Annotated in this window: 21 protein-coding genes and 1 riboswitch; of the genes, 10 read left to right on the plus strand and 11 right to left on the minus strand. The window is 66.8% G+C overall.

The features are described from left to right. The first annotated feature begins 133 nt into the window (after positions 1-133). Positions 134-430, plus strand: a complete 297-nt coding sequence (locus DR843_RS11815; protein WP_109686067.1) for a type II toxin-antitoxin system RelE family toxin — start codon at positions 134-136, stop codon at positions 428-430. Positions 431-435: 5 nt separating this feature from the next. Here the strand turns inward: DR843_RS11815 and DR843_RS11820 are convergent, their stop codons facing one another. Both DR843_RS11820 and DR843_RS11825 read right to left on the minus strand, forming a co-directional pair. Further along, positions 436-846, minus strand: coding sequence for a type II toxin-antitoxin system VapC family toxin (locus DR843_RS11820; RefSeq protein ID WP_170119848.1), 411 nt, complete (start codon positions 844-846; stop codon positions 436-438). Next, positions 840-1,106 carry a type II toxin-antitoxin system Phd/YefM family antitoxin gene (locus DR843_RS11825; RefSeq protein WP_109686069.1) on the minus strand — a complete coding sequence of 89 codons (267 nt, stop codon included), beginning with the start codon at positions 1,104-1,106 and terminating at the stop codon, positions 840-842. Before DR843_RS11825 ends, DR843_RS11820 begins: the two co-directional genes overlap by 7 nt. 151 nt (positions 1,107-1,257) lie before the next feature. Between DR843_RS11825 and DR843_RS11830 the strand changes: the two genes are divergently transcribed. Both DR843_RS11830 and DR843_RS11835 read left to right on the plus strand, forming a co-directional pair. Further along, a complete protein-coding gene (locus DR843_RS11830) occupies positions 1,258-2,166 on the plus strand; it encodes an HNH endonuclease (protein WP_109686071.1) in 909 nt (302 codons plus the stop codon). Positions 2,167-2,223: 57 nt separating this feature from the next. Continuing rightward, entirely contained in the window at positions 2,224-2,859 is a 636-nt protein-coding gene (locus DR843_RS11835; protein ID WP_109686073.1) for a helix-turn-helix domain-containing protein, read from the plus strand. Here DR843_RS11835 and DR843_RS11840 read toward each other — a convergent pair. The 7 genes from DR843_RS11840 to DR843_RS11870 form a co-directional block, all read right to left on the minus strand. Beyond that, entirely contained in the window at positions 2,848-3,816 is a 969-nt protein-coding gene (locus DR843_RS11840; protein ID WP_109686074.1) for a peptidase C39 family protein, read from the minus strand. The two genes, DR843_RS11835 and DR843_RS11840, sit on opposite strands and share 12 nt — an antisense overlap. Positions 3,817-3,958: 142 nt before the next feature. Next, positions 3,959-5,512 carry an ATP-binding cassette domain-containing protein gene (locus tag DR843_RS11845; RefSeq protein WP_109686076.1) on the minus strand — a complete coding sequence of 518 codons (1,554 nt, stop codon included), beginning with the start codon at positions 5,510-5,512 and terminating at the stop codon, positions 3,959-3,961. Continuing rightward, a complete protein-coding gene (locus tag DR843_RS11850) occupies positions 5,509-6,357 on the minus strand; it encodes an ABC transporter permease (RefSeq protein ID WP_109686078.1) in 849 nt (282 codons plus the stop codon). The genes DR843_RS11845 and DR843_RS11850 overlap by 4 nt, the downstream gene beginning before the upstream one ends. Next, complete coding sequence (locus tag DR843_RS11855; protein WP_109686079.1) at positions 6,354-7,334, minus strand: ABC transporter permease; 981 nt, start codon at positions 7,332-7,334, stop codon at positions 6,354-6,356. Before DR843_RS11855 ends, DR843_RS11850 begins: the two co-directional genes overlap by 4 nt. Next, positions 7,331-8,962 (minus strand): ABC transporter substrate-binding protein, encoded by a 1,632-nt coding sequence (locus tag DR843_RS11860; RefSeq protein ID WP_245934109.1) that lies wholly within the window; start codon positions 8,960-8,962, stop codon positions 7,331-7,333. Before DR843_RS11860 ends, DR843_RS11855 begins: the two co-directional genes overlap by 4 nt. A gap of 269 nt (positions 8,963-9,231) precedes the next feature. Beyond that, positions 9,232-10,053: an SDR family NAD(P)-dependent oxidoreductase gene (locus DR843_RS11865; RefSeq protein ID WP_109686081.1), complete on the minus strand. Its 822-nt coding sequence runs from the start codon at positions 10,051-10,053 to the stop codon at positions 9,232-9,234. 1 nt (position 10,054) lies between these two features. Continuing rightward, a complete protein-coding gene (locus tag DR843_RS11870) occupies positions 10,055-11,020 on the minus strand; it encodes an alpha/beta hydrolase (protein WP_109686083.1) in 966 nt (321 codons plus the stop codon). 167 nt (positions 11,021-11,187) lie between these two features. Here DR843_RS11870 and DR843_RS11875 point away from each other — a divergent pair, with 167 nt between their 5' ends. From DR843_RS11875 to DR843_RS11905, 7 genes are all read left to right on the plus strand, one after another. Continuing rightward, complete coding sequence (locus tag DR843_RS11875; RefSeq protein ID WP_109686085.1) at positions 11,188-12,114, plus strand: helix-turn-helix domain-containing protein; 927 nt, start codon at positions 11,188-11,190, stop codon at positions 12,112-12,114. A 71-nt stretch (positions 12,115-12,185) separates the two neighbouring features. Then, positions 12,186-12,297: riboswitch (SAM riboswitch) on the plus strand. A gap of 35 nt (positions 12,298-12,332) precedes the next feature. Beyond that, a complete protein-coding gene (locus tag DR843_RS11880) occupies positions 12,333-13,604 on the plus strand; it encodes an MFS transporter (protein ID WP_170119849.1) in 1,272 nt (423 codons plus the stop codon). Next, the gene (locus DR843_RS11885) at positions 13,589-14,146 is read left to right on the plus strand and encodes a GNAT family N-acetyltransferase (protein ID WP_109686089.1); all 558 of its coding nucleotides are present in this window, start codon (positions 13,589-13,591) and stop codon (positions 14,144-14,146) included. Before DR843_RS11880 ends, DR843_RS11885 begins: the two co-directional genes overlap by 16 nt. A 1-nt stretch (position 14,147) precedes the next feature. Continuing rightward, a complete protein-coding gene (locus DR843_RS11890) occupies positions 14,148-14,486 on the plus strand; it encodes a hypothetical protein (protein ID WP_109686091.1) in 339 nt (112 codons plus the stop codon). Beyond that, positions 14,483-15,598, plus strand: a complete 1,116-nt coding sequence (locus DR843_RS11895; protein WP_109686093.1) for an LLM class flavin-dependent oxidoreductase — start codon at positions 14,483-14,485, stop codon at positions 15,596-15,598. The genes DR843_RS11890 and DR843_RS11895 overlap by 4 nt, the downstream gene beginning before the upstream one ends. Continuing rightward, the gene (locus DR843_RS11900) at positions 15,595-16,314 is read left to right on the plus strand and encodes a GNAT family N-acetyltransferase (protein ID WP_109686095.1); all 720 of its coding nucleotides are present in this window, start codon (positions 15,595-15,597) and stop codon (positions 16,312-16,314) included. Before DR843_RS11895 ends, DR843_RS11900 begins: the two co-directional genes overlap by 4 nt. After that, positions 16,311-17,624, plus strand: a complete 1,314-nt coding sequence (locus DR843_RS11905) for a M20/M25/M40 family metallo-hydrolase (protein WP_109686098.1) — start codon at positions 16,311-16,313, stop codon at positions 17,622-17,624. The genes DR843_RS11900 and DR843_RS11905 overlap by 4 nt, the downstream gene beginning before the upstream one ends. Positions 17,625-17,631: 7 nt before the next feature. On the opposite strand, the gene DR843_RS11910 is transcribed toward DR843_RS11905, so the two are convergent. Beyond that, positions 17,632-18,831 (minus strand): peptidoglycan-binding domain-containing protein, encoded by a 1,200-nt coding sequence (locus DR843_RS11910; RefSeq protein ID WP_109686100.1) that lies wholly within the window; start codon positions 18,829-18,831, stop codon positions 17,632-17,634. Between the two features lie 12 nt (positions 18,832-18,843). Next, positions 18,844-19,026, minus strand: coding sequence for a hypothetical protein (locus tag DR843_RS11915; RefSeq protein ID WP_109686101.1), 183 nt, complete (start codon positions 19,024-19,026; stop codon positions 18,844-18,846). Positions 19,027-19,052 lie beyond the last annotated feature (26 nt).

Raw genomic sequence — 19,052 nt, forward strand, 5'->3', positions numbered from 1 at the left:
AGCGCCATCGCGAAGAGCACCAGCGACAGCACTGACACCACCGCCGTGACCACGAGCACGCTCGGCCGGGGCCGGAATTCTCGCTCGACGCCCGCCATGCTCCGTGACGCTAGCGAACCGCGCCGCGCATTGAGTGCGGGAGCCCCCCGAAGCAGACCAGGTCCACCGCCATCGCGCGACCTACCGGGTTGAGGTCAGGCCTGCGGCACTGCGCCAGTTGCGCAAGATCGACCCGACGCAGCAGGCGCGCATCCGTGGAGCAATTGCCCTGCTCGCCGAGGACCCTCGACCGCCCGCCGCCAAGCCGCTACGCGGGCGACCTGCGTGGCGCGTGCGCGTCGGCGACTACCGCATCATTTACACGATCAACGATGACGTACTCCTGATCGTCATCGTGACGCTCGGACATAGCCGCGAGGTCTATCGCTGAGCGGTCTATCGCTGATCGCGACCCGGCGCGTCCGTCGGCGCGACCACCTGCAGCCCGGCGGTTCGGGCAGCGGTCGCCAACTCCTCGTCGTAGGTGATGAACTCGTCAACCGCCAGTCGCAGCGCGACAGCCAGGTGAAGCGCGTCGTGCGATCGCAGTGGCGCCAGAGCGCCCGCGGCCAACAGGTCGCCTCTAGTCAGATCCACCAGCTCGACGCCATCCAGCACCTGCCCAACCGCCTCAATGTCGATCACAGATGCATGTCGCCCTGCGGCACAATGCAATTCGGTGTGCAACACCCAGGAACTAGCCAATCGCCTGTCACTGCCGGCCAGTTCACGGACGAGTGCGTCGGACTCGGCCTCCTCAACCAGCAGTTTCATCGCCGCCGAGGTGTCGAGATAGCTGATCACCACTGGCCGCGGACATCGTGCAGCAGGTCCGCCGTGCTCACCGTTGATCGGCCACGCTTCACCTGGCGCAGGCTTGTCAACGGAGCCCGCGCGCGCCGTACCTCACCGCGCAATTCCGCCTGGTCCAACGCTGAGCCACCCAACGGGCCGAGCACGGCGACGGGCTGTCCGTTGTTGGTGACGATCACAGACTCGCCCGCAGCCACCCGGCGCAACACCTCCCCACTGCTGTTACGCAACTCCCGGTGGCTCACCGACTCCATGTAGCACAGCGTAGCGCATCGGCCATTGCGATAGTCCTCGGCAACCCTGGCCGGCTGCGGTGCACCAGAACCGCCATGCGATTGCCGGGGCGCTGGGCCTGCCCTGATCTGCGCCGTAGACGCCACCGCGTCGGACTGACACGATGCCGGCATGTGGTCGGCGGCGGAGGACATGGCGCTGCGGCAGGCCGCCATCGACTGGCTCCGGTTACGCACCAACGACGGCATCGACCCCTTGACCTCCGAAGAAATCTCCGAGTTCACCTTCCACGGCGAACCGTTCCGGTTGGTCGCGCCGCAACAGGGCATCTGGAAGCCCGCCGTTCTGCCTGCTGCGCTGACCATCCGCACGGCGTACCGAACAGAGGGCGACACGCGACCGTACGACGACGAAGTCGGCGTCGACGGCCTCTTCCGGTACAAGTGGCGTGGCGACGACCCGGACCATTCCGACAACCGGGCGCTTCGCGGGGCTCAACTCAGCGGCCTGCCACTGATCTGGTTATGGGGAGTTGGGAAGGCGCTCTACAAGCCGATCTTCCCGATCTATCTGATTGCCGAGGAGCCCGCCCAGCAGCAATTTGTCGTCGCGACCGACGGGCTACAACACCTGCCCGCGACCGGGTCAGGATTGGAAGAAGTCATGCGGCGGTACGTCGCGCGCGAGACTCTTCAGCGCCTGCACCAACCTGTCTTCCGAGCCATGGTGATGCGCGCCTACGGGACCCGTTGCTGCGTCTGCGAACTGCGCCACAGCGTGCTCCTGGATGCGGCCCACATTGTGGAGGATCGCCACGAACTCGGCTCGGCCGCCGTACGAAACGGTCTGTCGCTGTGCAAGATTCACCACGCGGCGTACGACGCGGGGATCCTTGGAGTAACCCCCGAAACACGGGTTGAGATCCGCTCGGACATCCTCACCGAGATTGACGGCCCGCTCCTCGAACACGGTTTGAAAGCCCTACACGGTCAGCGGCTACGCGTGCTGCCGCGCGCACAGCGGGACCGGCCAGATCCCAAACTGCTCGAGATCCACTACGAGCGGTTCCTTGCATCCTGATGCCACGCGCCGTAGTAGCCCCTGCCGCGAACCGCAACCGACGATTACTCTGAGCCGGTGACCGAACTGAGTCCGAAACAGGACGTGACCGGGGACCAGTTGCGGTACGCCGTGGGGGCCAATTCGCGTCGAATCCGCCTGGCCCGCGGGCTGAGTCTGCGCGAACTGGCCGAGCGCGCCAACATCAGCGCCGCGCAGCTGTCGCAGATCGAGCGGGGTCAGGCCAACCCCACGCTGGAGGTGCTGGTGCGCCTCGCCGAAGCGCTGGGCACCGGCTTCGACAGCCTCACGCACGTCACCAGTGAGCGGCCGCTGGTCGTCCGCGCCGGCTCGGCACCCAAGTGGATCGGACCGGTCGACAACTCGATCATCAGCGAGCTGTTCAGCAGCAATGGCCTGACCCGCTTCGACATCCGGCACGCGTTGCTGCCCGTCGGCTGCGTCACCTCCGACACCTCCCACGGTTGGGGCACCTTGGAGTACGCCGTGGTGATGGCTGGCGAGGTCGAGGTGCGTCACGACCGCTGGAGTGAGCGCCTACGCTCCGGTGACGCAATCCAATTCGTCGCCGACGCCAACCACGCCTACGCGACCGTCGGCGATGAAGACACCCAACTGCTGGTGGTCATCGCCTTCCCGGAGAACTGGCTGCCTCCGGAGCAACAGCCGCAGCGCGACGGCTCAGTGCCCTGACGCGGGCAGCACGATCGCCGCCCGATAAGCCGGATCCCCGAACTGGGCCATCAGTTGGATGTCGTCGATGCTGATCGCCAGGTGATCGGCACTCACCCAGGTCTCGCCGTACTCCGCATCGACCCACGGGTCCTGGACCACAAGAGCGTCCTGCCCCGAGGCCGTTGTGGTCGCGGCGACCGCCGTGATCCAGTGCGGAATGTGCCACCCGTGCATCGGGAACTCATCGATCAGCAACTGCACGACCGAGCCCGCACGCACCGCACCCAGCAATTCCGTGTCACTCAACCACCGCGAATCCACCCGGATGCCAAGCCAATCCGCCTCGTCGCGAGAAGCTCGCTGAAGCTGGGCGCGGAACGCCCGTTCATCACCCTCGTACCCCTCGACCAACACCGGCTCATCCGAGGTCAGATGCAGCACCGGCCGCTGCGACCCCTCGCCCAACGCCTCCGCATCCACCACCGCCAACGTCATCGGATCGCACGCGGGCATGTTGGTCGCCTTACGCCACCAACGCAGCTCATCCCGGGCGTTGCTCACCCGATCGCGCTCGTTGCCCAGCAACGACCGGTGGCTGCGATGCAACGCGCTGAGCAGTGAGACGGCACCGCACGTGAAGTCCGTGGTTTGTCCGATGTACGGCGCGGGCTCACCCCCCGCGGGCACGAGCGGCGCGCTCCATCGCGTCCAACCCTCGACGCCCCCCAGCGTGCTGGCCACGGACGGCAGCGGCGCCCGGGAGGGCACGAAGCCCAATGACGCCAGCAGATCCGCGCTCCCCTGCAGAAGTTCCTTACTCCACGGGTGGACTTCCAACTTCGTTGCGGCGCAGTCGTGTCCGGACGCGATGACTTCCTCCAACGCCACCTCCAACTCACGCGTCGTCGCCTGACCATCGGTGACCACATCCACGATGGTCTGCGTCGCCGTGTGCGGACGGGACGTCACCAGCATCGATACCCCGCCGACAGCACACAATCGCGGCTGGTACGGCGAGCGGTCGATCGACCAATGCTGCTGCCGCTCCGGGGCATGCTCTCGATGAGCGCAGAGCTGCCAGGGGCATCGTTGCCCCAGTGGGTGGTCGTCATGTAGTTCAGCCTTTCGTGAGGCTCTGGGCTCGTGCTGATGCCACAAGCTCCGCGGTATATTCGTGCTGGGGTGCCGTGATGACGGAGGCAGCCGACCCGGTCTCGACGATCCGCCCGTCGCGCATGACCGCGACCCGGTCGGCGATCTCGGCGACCACCGCCAGGTCGTGGGTGATGAACAGGACCGCCAGATCCAACTTCTGGGTCACCTCGGTCAGCATCTGCAAGATCTGCGCCTGCACGGATACGTCCAGGGCAGAGACGCTTTCGTCACAGAGGAGCACCGAGGGCTTCGGTGCCAGGGCCCGGGCAATGGCGACTCGCTGCCGCTGCCCACCGGACAGTTGGCCGGGTTTGCGGTCTGCCAACCCCGGGTCGAGATCAACTGACTCCAGCAATCCAGCCAGGTCACTCCCCGGCCGCCCAGCCACCCGCAACGCTTCGGTGAGGGTCTTGGCCACCGTGAACGCCGGGTTCAAGGTCGAGTTCGGATCCTGGAAGACCACCTGCACCTGGTCTGGCGAGCGGTCGGCGCGGCCCCAGCCCAACGGTCGTCCGGCGTACGTCATTGTCCCGGACTCGGGTGTCTCCAAACCGGCGATCACTCTGGCCATCGTGCTCTTACCGGATCCCGACTCCCCCACCAGCGCGAGCATTTCGCCCGCGTAGAGGCGCACTGACACGTCGAAGAGGACCGGCCGGTTGTCGAAGCTCTTGGACACATCGAGCGCTTCCAACAGCGGATCAGCGGTCGTGCGCGTGTCCCGCTGGCGGACGTCCGACAGCGACGGACTGGATGCGAGCAACCGGCGTGTGTAGTCCTCCTGCGGCGACGAAAGAACGTCAGCGGTTGCGCCCCGCTCCACGACCCTCCCGTCGCGCATCACGATCACCGACTGCGCCCGACCCTGCACGATCCCCAGGTCGTGGGAGATGAGCAACAGCCCGAGATCCCGCTCCTGGCATAGCGTGGTCAGCAGATCGAGGATGCCTGCCTGCACGGTGGCATCGAGCGCCGTCGTCGGTTCGTCGGCGATCAGGATGTCGGGATCGGCCGCCAGGGTCGCAGCGATGGCAACACGTTGCCGCATACCGCCGGACAACTCGTGCGGGTACTGTCTCGCGACCCGCCCGGGTAGCCGCACCTCTTCCAGGCGTAGCAGCACCTGCTCCTGCAGGTCCGCGCGGCTGCGGCGCCGGCCTCGGCGCCGATCCTCGGCCTGCAACGCCTGCGCCAGTTGCTGTCCGCAGCGGTGCACCGGACTCAGACTGGTGAACGGGTCCTGCAACAGCAAGGCGATTTGCTCACCGCGGATATTTGCCCACACGCGTTCGTTGCCGGGCAGGTCTATCGTCCGATCACCCAACTGCATTGAGCCCGAGGCGGTTACGCCACGAGGCAGCAGTCCCGCGATGGCCCGCGCCGTCATGGTCTTCCCCGAGCCGGACTCACCGATGACGGCCAAACACCGCCCCGCCTCGATGTCCAGGTCGATCGGCTCGACCAACGTGGTTTCGCCGTGCCGGACCGATACGTCCCGGGCTCGTAGCGCGGTCACTGGACGGTCCTGCCTTCCATCCGTCCACCGATCCAGTCACCGAGGATCGTGATCGCGCAGGTGGCAACGATCAACAGGAGCGCGGGTGCGAGCACGGCCGCCGGATTGGTGAACATGATGTCCCGGCCGTCGGCGATCTGCCGGCCCCAATCGGCCGAGCCCGGTCGTACGCCGACCCCCAAGTAGGACAGCGACGAGACCGTCACCAGCGCGAAACCCACGTTGAGCAACATGTTGGTCAGGATCAGGCCGCGCACGTTGGGCACGATGTGCCCGAACATGATCCGCCGGTTCGACAGCCCCAGCATCCGGGCGGCCTCGACGTACGGGCGCGGGGTCTGTTCCATCACGGCCGACCGGATCAACCGGATGTCGGAGGGGCAGAACAGCACGATCAACAGCGCGACCACGCTCCAGTACCCACCGCCCAGGACGCCGCCGATCACGATCGCCGCCAGCAGCGCTGGCAACGCCAACAGCACGTCGGTCGCCCGCCCGACGATGCCGTCGAGGACCCCGCCGCGGAAGCCGGCGATGGTGCCGAAGAAGACGCCGAGCAGCATCGAACCGATCGCGACGACCAACGGACCGACCACTGCGGATGCCGTACCGGCTGCCGTCATCAGGGCGACGTCCCGACCGAGTTGATCGGTCCCGAGCAGGTGGCCGCCCTGACCCGGCGCCAGATCGGCGTCGAGGATGTTCTGCTGCAGTGCGGCGTCCTTCAGGAACGGACTGGCGATCGTTCCGATGATCAACAGCGCGACGATCACCGCCGCGATCACGACAGCGTAGCTTCGCTTGCGACGTTCCGGCTGCGCCAACAGCACCGACGACGCGCTCATGCCGCTGCCTTCTTGCGTCGCATCCGCGGATCCAGCATGAGATAGATCAAGTCCGCCGCCAGCGACAACAGCGCCACGATGACCGCGATCAGCAGGGCCACGCCTTGCAGCATGGGTAGATCCTTGTATTCGACTGCGTTCTGAAGTAATTGGCCCAGCCCGGGTAACGCGAAGATCGTTTCGACGACGATCGTTCCGCTTACCAAGAAGGTGAACACCAGCGCCGCACTCGTCACGATCGGGATTGCGGCGTTGCGCAGGGTCAGTCCGATCACCTGCCGCCGGCCCACCCCTCGACCGCGGGCGGCGAGCACGTAGTCACTGTCCAGTTCGCGCAGCATGGAACTCCGGGTGATTCGCATCAGCATCGCCCCGACGCCGGCTGCCAGGGCCACTGCCGGCAACAGCAGGTGGTAGATGCTGTCGAAGAAGCCCGAGCCGGCCCCGTAGACCGGGAAGATCGGCACGTAGTAGGAGAAGACGTACAGCAGGGCCAGCGCAATCGCGAACGGCGGCGCACTCAACCCGACCAATGCCGCGGTCGTGGCCGCCGTATCCAGCGCACCCGGGCTTCGCAGGGCCGCGAACACCCCCATCGGGATACAGGTGATCGCGGCAATCAGGAAGGCCAGGAACGCAAGCGACAGGGTCAGCGGAAGTCGTTGCGACAGAACCGAAGACACCGGCACCTGGAGCTGCACCGAGGTGCCGAAGTCACCGTGCAGTGCACCCCACAACCAGCGCAGGTACTGCACCACGATCGGATCATCCAGGTGATACTCGGCCCGCACCTGCGCCTGCAGTTGCGGCGTCACCGGCCGGTTGCCGATGAGCGTGCGCACGAGGTCACCAGGAGCCAGATGCAGCAGGCTGAACGTGATCACCGAGATCACGAAGAGGACCAGGATGATTCCGCCGAGCCGGGTCAGGACCAACGCACCGACCGGGTGAGACCGGGACCAGCGACGAGCGATCACTGCGGTGCGTAGATGGCGCTACCCCAGTCGGAGCTGAAGCTGAACGCGCCGAAGTTCTTGATCGCGACCTTGTCCGAGAACGCGGTCACCGACTGGCCCCACCACAAGGGCGCGTTAACGACGTCGGTTGCCTGGATCGACTCTGCCTTGATCAGGTCGGCGATGCGCGTCTTGGGGTCGGATGCCTGCGATGCCTGGTCCAGGAGAGAGGCAACCTGGGCGTTGCTGTACCCGGACGGGTTCCCCTCTCCCAGAAGGTAGCTGGGCACCTCGGCTGGATCACCCGTCGTGGAGAAGTACCACATGAACGACACGCCGTGCGTCTTGTCGCCGATCGTCGCCAGCCATTGGTCGATCGGAACCTCCTTGACGCTCAGCGTGATGCCGATCGTCTTGAGGTTCTGAGCCAACGACTGCGCGGCCAGCCCCAACTGCGGTCCGGTGTTGGGGTAGGTCAGTTCGGCGGTGAAGCCTTGCGCGTGACTGGAAGCGGCCAGCGCGGCCTTGGCTTTGGCCATGTCGTAGCTCTGGTGGGTGACCGTCTCCAGAACCTCCTTGGCCTCCTGCGGGGTGTACGCCGCGGCGAGCGACTCCGGTGTCATCATCGCCGTGGCCGTCTGACCGTAGCCGTGCAGCAACTTGGCGACGATCGCGTCGCGATCCACCGAGTAGGAGAAGGCCTCACGCACCTTCGGGTCGTTGAACGGCGAGACGCGCGTGTCGAAGTTGAGGCCCACATAGGACAGGTCGTTCACGGCCACGACACGCTCGCCGGAGATCGCCTTCCACTGCGCCACCTGATCCAGCGGCACGTTGAAGGCGATGTCGACACCGCCGGACTTGGCCGCCAGCAGTCGGGTGTTCTGATCCGCAATGAACTTGATCTCGATGCTCTTGGCCTTGGGCGCGGTCCCCGACCAGTGCGTGTTGCGCTCCAGCTTCATCCCGGAGTCCGGCTGGAACGATGTCACCTGGTAGGGCCCGGTGCCGACGACCAGTGAACTGCTGGTGCCGGTCTTGCCGCCGACCTTCGTCCAGAATGCCTCGGAGGTGATGAAGGCCGCACCCGCCGTACTCATCAGTTTCAGGAACGCAGGATCCGGCTTGGCCAGGGTGATGGTCACCTGCTGATCACCGCTGATCGCGACGTCCTTGACGTTGCTCATGTACGACGCGATACCGGGTGAGGCCTTCGCGTCCTTGGCCTGGTCGAGGCTGAACTTCACGTCCTTGGCGGTCAGTTCCGTCCCGTCGGAGAACTTCACGCCCGAGGCCAGGTCGAACACGTAGGTCGTCGGCTTCGGCTGCGTCCACTTGGTGGCCAGAGCCGGAATCACCTTGCCAGCCGAGTCCACCCCCACCAGGCCCTGGTAGAAGAGGTTCGACACGTTGTAGTTCAGGATTCCCGCTTCCTGGCCGGGGTAGAGCGAGGACAACGAACCGGGCAGCGCCACGGTGACGACGTCGATGTCCTTGCCACTGTCGGCACCGGCGGATCCAGCAGCGGAGGTGGCGGTCGGCGAACTGGACCCGCCCTTGGCGCAGCCTGCAAGGACGGCAGTGATCGCCACTCCGGCGAGGAGTTGGCGGCGGTCGAGGGTCGGCGTACGGCGAATATTCCAAGACACGAGGCGCACTGCCCTTCACGTCGGCACCTCGAACGTGTTCGCTCACATGGTGCATATGGACTGTTTCAGCAAACAGTAGCGCGAAGTGAGCGTGCGCGTGGCGGGCATCGAACTATTCCGCAGAATATCCCAGCGATTCAGTATGTTTTTGGCTGGTCTTCGACGATTGCGCCAGTGGGCACCGGAATCGGCCGAGGCACACCGGTATGCCTCGGCCGCTTCCGAGATTGGTCGGCGCCGACAGTCCGGCCGCCGATCGAGTCGCTGGTCTACACCGAGTAGCGGCAGAGGGTTTCGCCGCCGTCGATCCGGACCAGATCACCGTGGACGTAACTCGACTCGTCCGAGGCGAGGAACAGCGCCAGGTTCGCGACGTCCTCCATTTCGCCCCAGCGTTTCATCGGCACCGACTCGCTGAACTCCTTCATGAACGCCATGTCCTCGTACAGGTCACGGGTCAACGCGGTCTTCGCGTACGTCGGACAGATGCCGTTCACGCGGATCCCCTCCGCGCCGTACTCAATTGCCGCGCAACGGGTTACGTTCGCCTGGGCACCCTTGGAGATGTTGTAGACCGACTGCATCGGGTGGCCCTGCAAACCGGCGGTCGACACCAGGTTGACGATCGTGCCGCGCAGGTTGTGCGGCCCCGGTTCCTGTTTGCGGAACTGCGCGACCGCGGACTGGATCCCGAAGAAGGTGCCCTTGGCGTTGACGTTGAAGCACGCGTCGAGGTCCTCCTCGGTGAACTCGTCCATCAACTTGCCCCCGCGGTAGATGCCGGCGTTGTTGAACATCACGTCCAGGCGGCCGAACTCGGAAACGGCCGCCGCAACCGCCGCGTCGGTGTCGGCCTTCTTGGTCACGTCACACTTCACGTAGACCGCACGGCCACCCTTGGCCGTGATCGCATCCGCGGTCGGGGTGTCCAGATCGGCCTCGAAACCCTTGGCCAACGGCTTTTCCACCACGTCCGCCACGACGACCGACGCACCGTGCTGGGCGAACAGCAGTGCCGACTCGCGGCCGAAGCCCGACGCACCACCGGTGATGACGGCGACCTTGCCGGCCAGGCGCCCTTCCTGTCCCATCTCAGGCACCCTTCCCGGACACCGTGGCGCCGGACATCAGGTGCTCGCGGAACCAATCCAGCTGCACCGCAGACGAGATCTCGAATCCCTTGACGTAGGCGTCGAAGTGACCGCCCGGCAGCACCACCAACTTCTTGGGCTCGCGCGCCTCCTGGAAGCCATCGATCGCGATCTTCGTCGGCGTCAGCACGTCGTCGGCCGCCACGCACATCAGCAGCGGCGTCGGCGCGATCAGCCGCAGATAGGCACCCGGCTGGTACTCCGAGAACCGCTCGACACTGCGCAGCGTGCACGAGTTCACGTACGACGGCGCCCGCAGTTCGTGCGTCCCGATGAACCACTCGTAGGAGTCCGGCGTCGGCAACGCCGACGGCGCCATCGGGTCCTTGTTGACCACGTCGATCATGGCCGGTGCTTCACCGTTGAAGCGCGCGCGTCGATCCGCGTTGAACCCGTCCCGGGCGCCGCCGACGAAGTCGGCCCGCACCAGTTGCCGGAAGTTCGCGTCACCGTCCACGACCGGCACCTGCGCGGAAACGCACTTGACCCGCCGGTCCTGCGCCGCGACCACCAGCACGTGCCCACCGGAGTACGACGAGCCCCAGATCCCGATCCGGTCCGGGTCGGTGCCTTCCAGGGTCTCGGCGTACGTGATGGCGTTGCGGTAGTCGTCGATCTGCTGCCATGGCGTGATCTCGCCGCGCGGCTCGCCGTCGGAGGCGCCCAGGTTGCGGTTGTCGTAGACCAACACGTTGAACCCGCCCGCTGAGAACGCCTCGGCGTACTTGTCCAGGTACATCTCCTTGACCGCCGCGTACCCGTGGCTCATCACGATCGTGGGCGCCGTGCCGCCGCCCGACGCGCGGTAGTACCAACCGCGCAAAGTCACTCCGTCAGAGTCGAATTCGACGTCCGTGCGATTGTCAGGTACGCCGACCTGCGCCTTCTCGTCCAGTGTTTGGGTCATCGTGATCTCCTGTGGTCTCCCGCTCGGGACGGCGGGCTACGACTGACACTAAAAAGTGACTCAGGTCACAGCCATGCACCTGAGTGCCGACTTCATGTCACTGCGCGCCACCCCCTGCGATGACGGTGTGATCGGGGTTACATTCAAGGGGAGACGAGGAGGTTTCGATGGTGCAGACCCTGCGCAGTGATGACCTGGCTGCAGCGCGCGAAGCCTGGGGTCGATTGCTGTCCAAGACCCACCTGACCTGGGACATCACCGAGCTCACGCCGGCCGACCACACGCCGTACTCCGCCTCCGTGCGCCAACGACATCTCGCCGATCTGGTCCTGGTCGATTGCTCGTGCGACCCGTGCGCCGGTGTCCGCCGCGGCCCGCAGATCAGCCAGACCGACGGCGAGTACCTGGTCATGCTGATGACGTTGCGGGGCCGCGAACAGGTCACCCAGGCCGGCCGGACCGCCCAGTTGGGTCCCGGCAGTGTCGTGATGTGGGACTCCGCGCAGCACGCCGAGTTCCTCGTTCAGGAGCCGCTGATCAAGCGCAGCTTGCTGGTGCCCAAGGCCGCCCTGGCCGAGGTCGGCGCGCGGGGCGAACTGCTCACCGGGTCCGTCCTCGACGCCTCCGCACCGGCCGTGTCCCTGCTGCGCAACTACCTCGACGGCCTGTCCCGCACCATCGACGACCTGCCGCTCGGGGCGCTGCCCGCGGCTCGTAACGCCACGATCGAACTCCTGGCCGCCGCGCTCCAGGCGCCGCGACAGACCTGGCCGCAATCGACGTACGCCACCCGATCCGCCGCCGAGGCCTTCATCGAGCGCAACCTGCACCGGGGCACCCTCACGCCCGCCGTGATCGCCGACCAGATCGGCGTGTCCGTGCGCTCGTTGCACCGTGCGTTCGAGGACTCCGGGGAGACCGTGTCTGGGTACCTTCGAGTACGCCGATTGGCCCGCGCCCGTGACGATCTCACCTCTGGCAGCACCGTCAGCCAGGTTGCTCGACGCTGGCATTTCTCCGACGCCAGTCACTTCTCCCGTTCGTTCAAGCGGCAGTACGGGCTCAGTCCCAGCGAACTGCTACCCCACCTCTGACACCAACCCGCATTGCCTACATAGTGAGTAGGCATTTGCCCTCACGGCTCAGCGCAGGTAACGTGCCACGCGGCATCGAGTGTCAGCGACAAGCCCTGGCTAGCTGACCGGCAACCCTCCCACCCGCGGCGGGGTGCTCCAGGTGAAAGCCCGGCCGCGGCATCCCCGTGGCAAGCGCGTGGTCTCCGTTGCGAGGCCGTTGACGACGGAGGATCGCAGTGTCTGGCACCGGCTCGTTCGCAGCGCTAGCCGTGCCCGATTACCGCCGGTTCTGGTTCAGCGGGCTGCTGTCCAACACCGGCACCGCCATGCAAGCGGTCGCCATGGACTGGTACGTCCTGGAAATCTCCGGCAGCGGCACCGCGGTCGGCTGGGCGGTCGGACTGCAGTTCGCGCCGGTGCTGCTCTTCGGCCTCTGGGGCGGGGTCATCTCCGACCGCCTCGACCGCCGCCGGCTGCTGCTCATCGCCCAATCGCTCTACGCCGTGCAGTCGGTCATCCTGGCCGCCGCGGTCCTCAGCGGCCACGCAACGCTCAGCCTGCTGTTCGTCCTGTCCTTCAGCCTCGGCCTGGTCTTCATGGTCGAGAACCCGGCCCGCCTGTCCTTCGTCACCGACCTGGTCGGGCCACGCCTGATCCCGAACGCCGCCGGCCTGAACATCCTGTCGCTCAACGTCGCCCGCCTCGTCGGCGCCGCCCTCGCCGGATTGCTGCTCACCTGGCTCGGCGCAGGCTGGGTCTTCGCGATCAACTCGGTCAGCTTCATCGTCATGATCACGGCCCTGGCCACCATCCACCCCATCGCCAGCGAACGCGTCATCCTGCCATGGCGCGGCGCCGGCATCGACGGCCTGCGCTACGTCGCCGCCCGCAAAGACCTCGTCGCCGTCTTCCTCGTCTACGGCCTCACCGCAACCTTCGGGATGAACTTCCCCACCACCCTGACTCTCTTCGCCGAGCGCGAATTCGACACGGGCTCAACCGGACTGGGCGTCATGTCGGCAGCTCTGGCGATCGGCACCATCGTCGGAACCCTCTTCGCCGCCCGCCGCAGTCAGCCACGCATCACCATGGTCACCTCGGGCGCGTTCTGGTTCGGCGTCAGCCTCACCGTCCTGGCCGCCGCCCCCACGTACGCCACCTTCTTGATCGTCCTGCTGGTCAGCGGCTTCATCCTGATGCTGCTCGCCGCGGCCGTCTCGGCGTACGTCCAAACCGGTGTCGACAACGCCGTCCGCGGCCGGGTCATGGCGGTCTACACCGTCATTTCCATGGGCGGTACGCCGATCGGCAGCCCCATCGTGGGCTGGGTCTCCGACCGTTTCGGCGTCCGCTGGGGTGTCGCTCTCGGCGCGTTCGTCTGCGTCGGCATCGCCCTGATCGTCACTCTCGCCGTACGCCGAGCCACGACTCCCTGGGACCTCGTCACCGATCCCGCCGGCCGGCTGAGTGACGTCGAAGGAAAGGAAAGTCGTTGTCTGACATCGTGATACGCGACGCACAACCGCAGGAGTTCGACGCCATCGGCGCACTCACAGTAGCGGCGTTCGAGGCCCCGCGCCCCGAGGACCGCACACCGCGCAAGGCGAATCCGCAGCGACGGCGTACCTTGGCTGACGCGGGGGCACGGGCCCGCGACGGACGACTCCTGGTCGCCGTCGACACACTGACCGATCGACTCATCGGCACGGTCGCCCTCGTGCACGCCGGCACACCGAGCGCACAGTTCGCCCGCGATGGTGAAGCCGAGATCCGCCTGCTGGCGGTCGACCCGGAGCACAGAGGCCGCGGCATCGCCTACGACCTGATGCAGCACGCCATCGCGGTCGCCCGCGAGCAGGACGCCGACGCAGTCGTTCTCGACACCGGTCCGCGCAACCTGACCGCACAACGGCTCTACACCCGACTCGGCTTCGAGCGCGCGCCGGAGCGGGAAACCCGGGCCAGCGTCGCTGGCGGCATGCTCGTCGTCTTCACCCTGCCCCTGACCGCGCGCAACACCCTCGCGACCCTCACCAGCCAAAGGAACTGACATGCCTATCCCCCTCATCCTCGACCTCGGTCAACCACGCCTCGACCCGGCCACGATCAGCGACCAGGTCCACCGCACCGAGGCCGCCGGCGTCAGCATCGTCAGCTTCAGCGACGCCCCCGTGCTCCCCCACCCTGGCGGCCTCGAGGCCGGCACCAGTGCTGCGTTCGTCTCCACCCGCACTGACCGCGTCGGACTCGCCCCGCAGTTGCACGTCACGACCACCGAACCGCTGCAGGAGCGCGGCGTCTACCGCACCCAATACACCGGCCGGACCCTGCGGGAGCACCTGCAGTTGCCGCCGGTCACCACCACCAACGAACGGCGGCTGTCGGCATGAGATTCCTGGCCATCACCCTCATCGTCCACGCGCCCGACCCGATCACCGGCCGTCAGCCGACGACGCACGAGCGGTTCAATGAGGTCGTCGAAAACGCCGTGCTCGCAGAGCAACTCGGCTTCGACGGCTTCGGCGTCGGCGAGCGTCACGAGCGGCCATTCATCTCCTCCTCGCCGACGGTGGTGCTCTCCCACATCGCGGCCCGCACCAGGGCGATCCGGCTCTTCACGGCCGTCACCACGTTGAGCCTGCTCGACCCGGTCCGTGCCTACGAGGACTACGCGACCCTGGATCACCTGTCCGGTGGCCGGCTCGAACTCATCATCGGCAAGGGCAACGGGGCCGCCCAGCGCGAGCTGTTCAACGTCACGCCGCAGGATCAGTGGGCCCGCAACGCCGAGTCCTTCGAGGTGTTCCGGCAGCTGTGGCAGGACAACCAGATCACCTACGACACCCAATTCCGGCCACCGCTGCGCGACGCGGAGGTCTGGCCGCTGCCCTACCAGCGGCCGATCCGGATCTGGCACGGCTCGGCGACCAGCCAGGAGTCGGTGGACCTGGCCGCGCGGTACGGCGACCCACTGTTCTCCGCGAACGTCACCAACCCGGTCGAGCCCTACGCCGAACTCATCGACTACTACCGCCAACGCTGGCTCGACTACGGTCATGACCCTGCCCAGATCGCCGTCGGCGCAGGCACCGCTGGGTACTACTCGCACCGCGACTCCCAGGTGGCACTGGAGACGTATCGCCCGGTGTGGGAGGGCAATTCAGCGGCGCAGCGACGGGCCGGCGTGCCCCAGGTCTTCACCAGCTACGAGGACTACGTCGAACGCAGCTCCGCCCTGATCGGCTCGCCTGCGCAGATCATCGAGAAGGTGCACCGCTACCACGAGCAGTTCGGGCACAGCGTGCTGCACATCCATGCCGACGCCGGTGGCCTGACCCAGGAGCAACACCGCGACAGCCTTGAGCTCTTCCAGTCCGACATCGCGCCCACGCTGCGCCGCGAGATCCCGGACCCGCCGTGGGGTTGGGGTTCCCCCGCCCAGGATGGGAGCCTGGACACCGTGCCGACCACCACCGCCTCTCACGCCCTGGCCACCGGATGACCACCACCACGCCAGGCAGGATCGCAGCCGGCGACGTTGCCGTCCTCGACAACGCCGCCTGGGAGTCGTTGAGCGGTCCGCACGCCCACTTTGCCCGCGGCGAAGGCCGCGTTCTGGGCTACCCGCGAGACGTCTCTCCGCTGATGGCCTTCCCTGATGACCCGACCGATGCCGAGTGGGCCGTGGCTGCCGATCTCGTCGGTCCCGGCGGCGCAGTTCCGTTCAGCGGCAACGCGATCCCGCCGACCGGTTGGACCGTCGCCGGTGGTTTCGAAGGGGTGCAGCTCGTCGCGACCTCGGTGTCTGCCCGCGCCGAGGGTGAGGCGGTCACGCTGACCGCACACGACGTACCGGACATGCTGGCGTTGGTCGAGCGCACCCAACCCGGCCCGTTCCTGCCGCGCACCATCGAGCTTGGCACCTACCTGGGGATCCGCCGCGACGGTCGGTTGATCGCGATGGCCGGCGAGCGGTTGCACCCGCCGGGTTGGACCGAGATCAGCGCGGTCTGCACCGATGCCGACTCCCGGGGCGAGGGCCTGGCCACCCGGCTGGTCCTGGCCGTCGCCCACAACATCGTCAACCGCGGAGACACGCCGTTCATGCACGCCAACGCCGCCAACACCAATGCGATCCGGCTCTACGAGTCGCTGGGCTTCACCCTGCGACGCCGATCCACCATGACCCTGGTCGTCCCACCAGGAGCCACGCCATGAGCGACGTCGAACGCGCGGTCGCCGAAGTCGTCACTCTCACCAGCGAACTCATCGCCATCGACACCACCAACGTGGGCGAGCGCACCGGGGTGGGCACCGAGCAGGCGGCGGCCGAGTACGTCGCCGCCAAACTGTCCGAGGTCGGCTACGACGTGACGTACGTCGAGTCCGGCGCCCGCGGGCGCGGCAACGTGGTCGCCCGGCTGGCTGGCGCCGATCCTTCCCGCGGCGCCTTGCTGGTCCACGGTCATCTCGATGTCGTCCCGGCGGATCCTGCGCAGTGGTCGGTGCATCCGTTCTCCGGGGAGGTCAAGGACGGCTACGTCTGGGGCCGTGGCGCGGTCGACATGAAAGACATGCTGGCCATGACGCTGGCGGTGGCCCGCGAGTTCAAGCGCTCCGACACTGTCCCGCCTCGGGACCTGATCTTCGCGTTCCTGTCCGATGAGGAGGCTGGTGGTTTCGTCGGTGCCCGCTGGTTGGTGGAGCACCGGCCCGAGTTGTTCGAGGGCGCGACCGAGGCGATCAGTGAGGTCGGCGGCTTCTCGATCAGTGTCGGCGACGACGCCCGCGCCTATCTGGTCGAGACCGCCGAGAAGGGCATCATGTGGCTGCGGTTGAAGGTCGAAGGGACCGCCGGCCACGGGTCGATGGTGCAGACCGACAACCCGGTGGCGAAGCTCGCCGCCGCGGTCACGCGGCTCTCGGAGCATCGGTTCCCGATCGAGTTGCATCCGGCCGTGCGCGAATTCCTTACGGGGGTCGGCGAACTCAGCGGCGTCCCGTTCGACGAGTCCGATCCCGAAGCTGCAGTGGCCCGCCTCGGCGGATTATCACGGCTGGTCGGCGCAACCTTGCGGGACACCGCCAATCTGACCATGTTCAATGCGGGCTACAAGGCGAACGTGGTGCCCTCGGACGCCACGGCGCAGGTCGACGTACGTCTGCTGCCCGGTCACCAGGACGGCTTCCCGGATGTCCTGGACAAGATCCTCGGCCCGGACGTGCAGTGGGAAGCAGACACCCTGCCGCCAGTCGAGACCACGTTCGACGGAGCGTTGGTCGACGCGATGGCGCGATCGATCGACGCGGAGGATCCCGGAGCACGACTGCTGCCCTACATGCTCTCCGGTGGCACGGACGCGAAGTCGTTCTCCCAGTTGGGAATTCGTGGGTTCGGCTTCGCACCGTTGAAACTGCCGGCCGATCTGGACTTCACCGCGCTCTTCCACGGCGTGGACGAGCGGGTGCCGATCGAGGCTCTCGAATTCGGCACCCGCGTCCTACATCGCTTCCTCCTGGACAGCTGAGCCCCCGTCACGGGGCAGCGAACTGCAGTCCCACCTGGGACTCCAGATCCGCACTGGCCGCACCCAGCACCACGTCCCAGGTCGGGTCGGCCACGACACCGCTCTGGCTGACAGCACCCCAGCGCTGGAACGCCTTCACGGATGCCACCGTGTGCGGACCGAACTGCCCGTCGACGCCACCAGGTGTCGTGCCCCACTGCCCGGCCGCGCCCGCCGTGAGCACCTGCTGCAGATGAGTCACCACCGCGCCCGAGGAGCCCTGCTGCAGGGTCGGCATCGGTCCACCACCGGGTAGCGCCGCCCAGGTGAGCGGTCCGACGATGCCGTCCGGCGTGAGACCCTCGCCCTGCTGGAAGGCGATCACGGCCGCCTTCGTGCGCGGCCCGAAGTTGCCGTCGACGACGATGCTCAGGTTCGGCGTGCGCCGCAGTGCTCGCTGCAACCGCTTCACCGCGTCGCCGGTGGCGCCCTGCCGGATCGTGGGTTGACCAGGGTTGTTGCTGCGCGTCGTGATCGTGGTGGGAGTGCGCAACCACGCCTCCTGGGTGATCGCGACCATGGAGGCTGCGTCGATGATGCCGATCGAGTTCCAGGTGAACATCGCGTACGCCGCAGTCGAGGAGTTGGCGCCCGCCGGCACCGGAACGCCGAGCTTGCCCGCGAGCCAGCCGACCGTGCCGTAGCCGCACAACGACACGCAGTGGTCCTCCGCCTCGTCGGTGCTGAAACCCGTTCCGTACCAACCGGTGTGGCCGTCGTTCCCCCAGTACGCCTGCTCCACCTGGTTGGCAGCGATGCCCAGCTTGACCGGTCCTTGGCTGATCGCACTGTGCAGGTTGCTCGCGTTGGTGTAGTCGACCAGGTAGTGCGGACCGTCGTTGTATTCGTAGCTGCCGGCAGTGAACCCGTCGGTGCGCATGGTGTCCATCACCGAGACCAGCTGGGCACCTTCGAGCACACCGTTCCGGGTGGCCCAAGCGATGACCTGCTGGTCACTGATGAAGATCTCCGGCGAGTTGCATGCCTTGGCGAACGCTTCTTCAGCGGTCACACAGTCGCCGTGAACATCGTTGCCCCACATCGAGATTCGTTGGGGCTTCACAAGGTAGGACGGTGGTGCAGCGATCGTGGCCTTATGCCGGGTCGCTGCTTTCATCACGTGCGCCGGCGTGGGAATCGCTCCGCGGCCGAGGGTCTGATCAGGCATGGTGGTGCTCCTTCACTTGCTGTCTTCTGGATCGGGTTCGTCACGGTCGTCGTCGCAGGACTCAGCGGGCTCGTACGGCGTCGCCGCTGCCAGTTGCTCGGGGCTGCTGGGGATCGCTCCCCGCCGGACCTGTCGGCGCGCCTGCCCAGCGTCGTGTTCCTGCGGGGGCGGATCCGTCTCGTCGGCGTTGCTCATGGCAGGCGGTCCTTTCTGATTCCCAC

The sequence above is a fragment of the Branchiibius hedensis genome, from assembly GCF_900108585.1.
GTDB classification, from domain to species: Bacteria; Actinomycetota; Actinomycetes; order Actinomycetales; family Dermatophilaceae; genus Branchiibius; species Branchiibius hedensis.

Bases quoted from the DNA above. Each gene is read 5' to 3' on its own strand.
- DR843_RS11825 (WP_109686069.1), bottom strand. From the start codon at position 1,106: ATGGAGTCGGTGAGCCACCGGGAGTTGCGTAACAGCAGTGGGGAGGTG.
- DR843_RS11830 (WP_109686071.1), top strand. From the start codon at position 1,258: ATGTGGTCGGCGGCGGAGGACATGGCGCTGCGGCAGGCCGCCATCGAC.
- DR843_RS11840 (WP_109686074.1), bottom strand. From the start codon at position 3,816: ATGCTGGTGACGTCCCGTCCGCACACGGCGACGCAGACCATCGTGGAT.
- DR843_RS11850 (WP_109686078.1), bottom strand. From the start codon at position 6,357: ATGAGCGCGTCGTCGGTGCTGTTGGCGCAGCCGGAACGTCGCAAGCGA.
- DR843_RS11865 (WP_109686081.1), bottom strand. From the start codon at position 10,053: ATGGGACAGGAAGGGCGCCTGGCCGGCAAGGTCGCCGTCATCACCGGT.
- DR843_RS11870 (WP_109686083.1), bottom strand. From the start codon at position 11,020: ATGACCCAAACACTGGACGAGAAGGCGCAGGTCGGCGTACCTGACAAT.
- DR843_RS11875 (WP_109686085.1), top strand. From the start codon at position 11,188: ATGGTGCAGACCCTGCGCAGTGATGACCTGGCTGCAGCGCGCGAAGCC.
- DR843_RS11890 (WP_109686091.1), top strand. From the start codon at position 14,148: ATGCCTATCCCCCTCATCCTCGACCTCGGTCAACCACGCCTCGACCCG.
- DR843_RS11895 (WP_109686093.1), top strand. From the start codon at position 14,483: ATGAGATTCCTGGCCATCACCCTCATCGTCCACGCGCCCGACCCGATC.
- DR843_RS11900 (WP_109686095.1), top strand. From the start codon at position 15,595: ATGACCACCACCACGCCAGGCAGGATCGCAGCCGGCGACGTTGCCGTC.
- DR843_RS11905 (WP_109686098.1), top strand. From the start codon at position 16,311: ATGAGCGACGTCGAACGCGCGGTCGCCGAAGTCGTCACTCTCACCAGC.
- DR843_RS11910 (WP_109686100.1), bottom strand. From the start codon at position 18,831: ATGCCTGATCAGACCCTCGGCCGCGGAGCGATTCCCACGCCGGCGCAC.
- DR843_RS11915 (WP_109686101.1), bottom strand. From the start codon at position 19,026: ATGAGCAACGCCGACGAGACGGATCCGCCCCCGCAGGAACACGACGCT.